Below are 1,790 nucleotides of genomic sequence, written 5' to 3'. Positions count from 1 at the left end.
ATTTCCGCTGGTGGGAAGGGTTTTGTGCGTCGGATCGTGACGCGGCCAACAGGGTCGCGTTGGTCAGATAGTCCACCAAGACTGCTGATCTTCGAGGTGCTCCGTTGCTCGTTCGTCGTTGTGCCGCGCCGCCCAGTCTGACGATGTTCTCCCGTGTGTTTGCTGTGGCCGCGGGCCCCTTCGCGCCCGGCCATCTGGGCGAGCTGACGCAGGTCGTGCCGTTCGAGCTCGTCGACGCGGTCCTGGAGGAGACCGGTTGTGTGGAGCGCCGACTGCGTGACCTGCCGTCTCGGGTCGGGGTTTACTTTCTGTTGGCGATGTGCCTGTTCCCGGAGGTCGGCTACCGGCTGGTCTGGAACAAGCTCACCGCTGCGCTGGCGGATGTCGGCCTGGAGGTTGCCGGACCGACCGCGAAGGCTCTGCGTGACCTGCGCCGCCGGGTCGGCCCTGCGCCCGTCCGCTGCCTGTTCGAGGTTCTGACCGGACCACTCGCGCAACCGGCCACGACCGGGGTGCGGTTCGGACGCTTCCGGACGGTCTCGTTCGACGGCTGCAGCTCGATCAGGCTGGCCGACACCGAGCGCAACGTGGAAGGGTTCGGCCCGGGCGGCCGGGGCGGCGCTCCGATGCTGGAGCTGATGACGTTGGTGGAGACCGGCACCCGCGCTCTGATCGGCGCGGTGTTCGGTCCCACCGATACCGGCGAGACCGCCTACGCCAGTCGGCTCCTGCACCATCTGGGCCCCGACATGCTGCTGTTATGGGACAAGGGCTTCGATGCCAATGCCTTCCTCGCCTCTCTGACCGACACCGGCGCACAGTTCCTCGGGCGGATCCGTGCCAACCGCCGCACCCCGGTACTGGCCCGTCTCGGCGACAGCTCCTACTTGTCCGTCATCGGGACCGTGCCGGTCCGCATCATCGAGGCGCAGGTCATCGTGACCTTGGACGACGGCACCTCCTTCACCGGGGTCTACCGACTCGCCACCACGCTGACCTGCGCGAACCGATACCCCGCCACCGTACTGGCCTCGCTTTACCACGAGCGGTGGGAGCACGAGTCCGCCTACTACGCGCTGCGGCACACCCTGGGACAGGGCCGCCCGCTGCGGTCGGGCGATCCAGTCGGCGTCGAGCAGGAGATGTGGGCCCAACTCACGCTCTACCAGGCGCTTCGCACCGTGATGGTCCAGGCCGCCGAGTCCCAGCCGGGCACCGACCCGGACCGCTGCGGCTTCACCATCGCCCTGCAGGCCGCCCGCGACCTCGTCATCCAGGCCGCCGGCATCACCACAGCCCCGAACGCCAGCATCATCGGCGTCATCGGGCGGCGTGTCCTGGCCGACCTCCTCCCACCCCGCCGGCCCCGCATCAGCACCCGCAAGGTCCGCTCGTCGGTCTCCCGGTACGCCGAGCGGCAGGACGACGGCCGCCCCGACCGCAGCCGCACCGTCACCCGCCTCTGCGTCGCCATTCTCGAACCCGCAGATCAACTGCCTCCGCTGCCCGCAGCCTCGCGAGACGATCGGCACACCGTCGACTCCGAGCGTCGTCGGCACCGCATCCTCGACCTGCTCCACAAAGAGCCCGGCCGTCCATGGCGGCCCCGCGACATCGCGGCCCGCTTCGGCGACATCACCCTTGAGACCATGTACAGACAACTCAACCGCTGGGCCGCAGGCGGCCTCATCCACAAGCTCGGCCCCGGCCTCTACACCGCCACCCAGTGGTCACCAAACCCCTCCCCACCAGCGGAAATGCGTTAACTACCCGGCCTTGGGTGAGGGTCC

General features: G+C 68.8%; 1 protein-coding gene. It reads left to right on the top strand.

The window, feature by feature from the left end; genetic code table 11:
- The first annotated feature begins 143 nt into the window (after nt 1-143).
- Nucleotides 144-1,766 (top strand): IS4 family transposase, encoded by a 1,623-nt coding sequence (locus tag ABT160_RS46930; RefSeq protein WP_351656547.1) that lies wholly within the window; start codon nt 144-146, stop codon nt 1,764-1,766.
- The last annotated feature ends 24 nt before the right edge of the window (nt 1,767-1,790 follow it).

Source organism: Streptomyces sp. NPDC001941, assembly GCF_040296945.1.
GTDB lineage: Bacteria > Actinomycetota > Actinomycetes > Streptomycetales > Streptomycetaceae > Streptomyces.
The sequence above is the reverse complement of the archived record's forward strand: the minus strand, read 5'-3'. Positions and strand labels throughout refer to the sequence as shown.

Bases quoted from the DNA above. Each gene is read 5' to 3' on its own strand.
- ABT160_RS46930 (WP_351656547.1), top strand. From the start codon at position 144: ATGTTCTCCCGTGTGTTTGCTGTGGCCGCGGGCCCCTTCGCGCCCGGC.